5 protein-coding genes are annotated in these 4,666 nt (G+C 74.5%); 2 read left to right on the top strand and 3 right to left on the bottom strand.

Annotated elements, in window-relative coordinates:
- The coding region (locus tag AC2H6A_RS18035) for a phosphopyruvate hydratase family protein (protein ID WP_484275103.1) at positions 1 to 680 on the bottom strand (680 nt) is incomplete at its 3' end.
- The gene (locus tag AC2H6A_RS18030) at positions 677 to 1,696 is read right to left on the bottom strand and encodes a phosphotransferase family protein (RefSeq protein WP_484275102.1); all 1,020 of its coding nucleotides are present in this window, start codon (positions 1,694 to 1,696) and stop codon (positions 677 to 679) included. The genes AC2H6A_RS18030 and AC2H6A_RS18035, both read right to left, overlap by 4 nt.
- Positions 1,697 to 1,793: 97 nt before the next feature.
- Between AC2H6A_RS18030 and AC2H6A_RS18025 the strand changes: the two genes are divergently transcribed.
- Complete coding sequence (locus AC2H6A_RS18025) at positions 1,794 to 2,762, top strand: D-2-hydroxyacid dehydrogenase (RefSeq protein ID WP_484275101.1); 969 nt, start codon at positions 1,794 to 1,796, stop codon at positions 2,760 to 2,762.
- A gap of 1 nt (position 2,763) precedes the next feature.
- A complete protein-coding gene (locus AC2H6A_RS18020; RefSeq protein WP_484275100.1) occupies positions 2,764 to 3,588 on the top strand; it encodes an SDR family NAD(P)-dependent oxidoreductase in 825 nt (274 codons plus the stop codon).
- 54 nt (positions 3,589 to 3,642) lie between these two features.
- Here the strand turns inward: AC2H6A_RS18020 and AC2H6A_RS18015 are convergent, their stop codons facing one another.
- Positions 3,643 to 4,572, bottom strand: coding sequence for an AEC family transporter (locus AC2H6A_RS18015; protein WP_484275099.1), 930 nt, complete (start codon positions 4,570 to 4,572; stop codon positions 3,643 to 3,645).
- Positions 4,573 to 4,666 lie beyond the last annotated feature (94 nt).

Raw genomic sequence — 4,666 nt, 5'->3', positions numbered from 1 at the left:
ACCAGCATGCCCAGGGCCTCCTCGTTGGCCTGGAACACCGGCCACCAGCCGCCCTCGTCGGCCACGCCCTGGCGGCGGCCGGCGGCGGCCATCAGCGCGCCGGCCGCGGCGTAGACCTCGGCGGTCATGGCCAGGCCCTGCGCGAAGTCGGCCGCGCCCACCGGCATCACCATGAAGTCCTGGATGTCCACCCGGCGCCCGGCGTGGGCGCCGCCGCCGAAGACCTGGATCTCGGGCAGGGGCAGGCTCACCGGGCCGTCGCCGGCGAGGTGGCGCCACAGCGGCAGCCGCCGCGCCGCCGCGGCGGCATGGAGCACCGCGAGGCTGGTGGCCACCAGCGCGTTGCCGCCCAGGCGCGACTTGAGCGCGGTGCCGTCGAGCGCGATCAGCGCGGCGTCGATGCCGGCCTGATCGAGGGCGTCGCGCCCGGCGAGCAGCGGCGCGATCTCGGCGTGGATGCCGGCAAGCGCGTCGGCGACATCGAGCCCGCCCAGGCGCGCCCCGCCGTCGCGCCGCTCGAGGGCCTCGCGCGAGCCCCGCGAGGCGCCGGCGGGCGCGATGCCGCGCCCGAGGCTGCCGTCGGCGAGCGTGATCTCGACCTCGATGGTCGGCCGGCCCCGGGAGTCCCAGATGCGGCGGGCGCGGGTCTCGCGGATGCGGGTGTCGGCGGGTGTGCTCATGCGGGGATCTTCATGAAGGCGCGCCAGGTCTCGACCAGCGCGGGCAGATGGGGCGCCGGATGCAGCACCAGGTGGCGGGCGGCGGCACGCACCGGCGCGCGCAGGGGCTCGGTGTCGAGGTACTCCACCGGCGACTTGCCGTCGATGCGGGCCAGCAGCAGGCCGCCGAGCAGTGCGGCCACCCGCGCCTGCAACCCGTCCCGGTCTTCCCAGCTCACCCCGGCGAGATAGGCCTGCGCCGCGGCCTGCAGGCAGCGCAGATAGGCAGGGGCGTGCGCCGGGCGCCAGGCGCACTTGAGCAGCAGGTGGTTGAGCAGGAAGGCGAGGTCAAAGGCCGGGTCGCCGTACCAGGCGCACTCGGCGTCGAGCAGCACCGGGCCGTGCGGGCCGCACAGGATGTTCTTGGGGCTGACATCGCCGTGCACCAGCGCGATCCGGTTGCCCGCGGTCCGCGCGATCAGGCGATGCAGCGCGTCGGCGCAGTCGGGGTGGGCCAGGGCGGCCGCGCCCAGATAGGGGTCGAGGCGCAGCGCGTGGAACTGGGCATCGTGGGCAAAGGCGGCGGCCAGATCGGGGCGGCCGGCGCTGGCCTGATGGATGGTCGCCAGCGCGCCGCCCACCCGGGCCGCGATCACGGGATCGACGCGGCCATCGCGCAGCTCGGTCTTCCAGACCGGATGCCGCTGCGGATCGAGCCAGGTCATGGCGAAGGCGTGGCCGACCGGGTCTTCGCCGAGCACCTCGGGCACCAGCGCGGGCACGATGCCGGCCACCCAGCGCAGCCAGGCCACCTCGGCCCGGTTGCGCGCCACCGGCGCGAGCCACTGCGCGGCCACCCGCAGCTGCGGCAGCGCGGTCTTGACGCACACAGGCCCGCTTGCCGGTCTGGCCAGCACGATCAGCGAGGACACCCCGCCGGTGAGCGGCTCGAGCGCAACCGTCTCGTGGGGGCCGGCCAGACCCATGCGGCGCAGGCTGGCGAGCATCTGCCCGCGTTCGGTCTCGCTCAGGCTCATGATGGCGGGATTCTCCCACGGCAGCCGGCCGGCTTGCGGGCTGCCGGGTCCGGCATGCGCCACAATGCCGGCTTCCCCGATCCCTGCGGAACCGCTCATGACTGCGCACCACCTGCTCGTGCTGGGCAAGCCCAGTGAATCCCATTTCGGCCTGCTCTCGCGTCTGCCGGCCGGCACCTCGGTACGCGTCACCAACGATCCGGCCGAGGCCCAGGCCGAGGGCCGTCGCGCCACGGCCATGCTGTGCGACATGGGGCGCGGCGCGCTGCTCGAGGCGGCCATGCGCGACGCGCCGGCGCTGCGCTGGGTGCACTGCCTGTCGGCCGGCGTCGAGACCGTGCTGTTTCCGGGCATGCTCGCGCACCCGGCAGTGCTCACCAACGGCCGCGGCATGTACAAGCGGGCGCTGGCCGAATTCGTGATGGCCGGGTGCCTGTACTTCGCCAAGGACATCGGCCGGCTGCGCGCCAGCCAGGCGGCGGGGCGCTGGGACGGCTTCTTCATGCAGGAGCTCGCCGGACGCACGCTGGCCATCGTCGGCTATGGCGAGATCGGCCGCGCCACGGCCACGCTGGCCCGCGCCTTCGGCATGCGGGTGCTGGCCTGCCGTCGCCGGCCCGAGCTCTCGCGCGATGACCCGCTGGTCGATCAGGTGTATGCCGACAGCGAGCGCGGCGAGATGATCGCGCAGGCCGACTATGTCTGCGCCGCGGCGCCCAATGTGCCCGGGGCGGTCGGCCTGATCGGCGCGGCCGAGTTCGCGGCCATGAAGCCCGGCGCGGTGGTGATCAATGTCGGGCGCGGCCCGACCATCGTCGAGTCCGAGCTGGTGGCGGCGCTGCAGTCGCGGCGCATCCGCGGCGCGGTGCTCGATGTGTTCGATGTCGAGCCGCTGCCGCAGGGCCACCCGCTCTACGCGCTCGACAATGTGCTGATGTCGGCGCACTGCGCCGACCGGGTCGAGGGCTGGCTCGAGACCGCCATGACGGTGTTCCTCGACAACCATGCCCGCTTCCTCGCCGGCGAGCCGCTGCTCAACATCGTCGACAAGCAGGCGGGGTACTGAGATGGCCGCTTCCTCGCCGGCCGGCACGGCCGCGGGCGCGTCCGCAGCCGGTGTGCTCGCCGGGCAGGTCGCCCTGATCACCGGCGCGAGCCGCGGCATCGGGCTGGCCATCGCCCGCGCGCTGGCGGCCGATGGCGCCGACCTGTGCCTGGCGGCCACCCGGGCCGACGGCCTGGCCCGCGCCGATGCCGAACTCGCCGACATGCCCGGTGCGCGGCATCTCGAGGTGCTCGATGTCACCGACCGCGCGGCGGTGCGGGCGGCGGTGGAGCGCACCCTGGCCCGCTTCGGGCGCATCGACATCCTGGTCAACAACGCCGGCATCCACATCGCACGCGGCTTTCTCGACCATGACCCGGCCGACTTCCAGCGCCTGCTCGATGTCAACCTGTTCGGCGTCATCCACATGACGCAGGCGGTGCTGCCCGGCATGCTCGAGCGCGGATCGGGCCGCATCATCAACATCGCCTCCACCGCCGGGCGCTGGGGCTCGCGCAACCAGGCCGGCTACAACACCAGCAAGCACGCCGTGCTCGGCCTGACCCGCTGCGTGGCGCTCGAGGTGGCCGCCCGCGGGATCACGGTCAATGCCATCTGCCCGGGCTTCGTCGACACCGACATGCTCGGCGGCATCAAGCGCGAGTACGGCCAGATGGGCATCGACGGCGAGGCCGCGATCGGCGGCATGCTTGCCACGCGGGTGCCGATGGGCCGCGCCATGCGCGCCGACGAGATCGCCGGCCTGGCCCGCTATCTGGCGTCGCCGGCCTGCTCGGGCATGACCGGCCAGGCGCTCACCATCGACGGCGGCATGCTCACCGCCTGAACCTGCGGCCCGGGGCAGCGTGCGGCAGCGGGCGTGGGGCGCGCGCGTCCCGGCTCAGCGCCAGTGGGCCTGGGCGAGCGCGATCCAGATCGGCAGGCTCACCGCGGCCGTCAGCGTGGACAGCGTGATCAGGCGTGCCGCGAAGGGCCCGTCGCCGCCCATGCGGCTGGCCAGCACCGAGGCCGCCGGTGAGGTGGGCACCGCCGCGAACAGCACCACGATCACCGCCGACAGGCTGTCCAGCCCGAGCAGCCGCGCTGCTGCGAAGGCCACCGCCGGCATCGCCAGCAGCTTGGCGGCGGTGAGCCAGCCGGCCAGTCGGCGAGCGCTGCGCGCGAGGTTCGGATCGGCCGGGCCGGCACCGCCCAGACGCAGGCTCGCGCCCACGCAGAGCAGGCCCAGGGCGAGCGCGCCCTGGCCGAGCCGCATCAGGGTGGCGTCCACCGGTTCGGGCATGCGCAGCCCGAGCGTCTGGGCGGCCAGCCCGCCCAGGGTGGCCAGCACCAGCGGGTTGCGGGCCAGCGCCTTCCACACGCTGCCGCCGCCCTGGCGCGCCAGCGGATAGACCGCGGCCATGTTGGCCAGCGGCACGATGAAGCCCACGATCAGCGCCGCCAGCGCCAGGCCCGGCGCCTCGCCCACCCGCGCGGCCACCGAGAGCGTGATGTAGGAGTTGAAGCGGAAGCCGCACTGCGCGGCCGAGGCGAACTGCCGCGGATCGCTGCCCAGCAGGCGGGGTGCGGCATAGCTCAGACCGATGCCGGTGGCCAGGGCCGCATAGGCGGCGGCCACCAGCGGCGCGGCCTGATCGAGGGCCAGCGACGCCCGGCAGATCGAGCCGAACAGCAGGCTGGGGAACAGCACCCAGTAGACCAGCGCCTCGGCGCCGTCCCAGAAGCTCGCAGGCAGCCAGGCGCGGCGGGCGAGCAGCCAGCCGAGCGCGATCAGCGCGAGGTCGGGGAAGAGCAGGGCGACGGCGGACATCGGTGAGGGGCGTGTGCGGGTGACGGTCCGCCGACGAGGACGACCTGGCGGCGGGCCGCCGCTGGGCGGGGGCTGGCGGCGGCCCGTCAGTGTA

This window comes from Quisquiliibacterium sp., from assembly GCF_982640115.1.
The sequence above is the reverse complement of the archived record's forward strand: the minus strand, read 5'-3'. Positions and strand labels throughout refer to the sequence as shown.

Coding starts and splice junctions, on each gene's coding strand:
- AC2H6A_RS18030 (WP_484275102.1), bottom strand. CDS start 1,696: ATGAGCCTGAGCGAGACCGAACGCGGGCAGATGCTCGCCAGCCTGCGC.
- AC2H6A_RS18025 (WP_484275101.1), top strand. CDS start 1,794: ATGACTGCGCACCACCTGCTCGTGCTGGGCAAGCCCAGTGAATCCCAT.
- AC2H6A_RS18020 (WP_484275100.1), top strand. CDS start 2,764: ATGGCCGCTTCCTCGCCGGCCGGCACGGCCGCGGGCGCGTCCGCAGCC.
- AC2H6A_RS18015 (WP_484275099.1), bottom strand. CDS start 4,572: ATGTCCGCCGTCGCCCTGCTCTTCCCCGACCTCGCGCTGATCGCGCTC.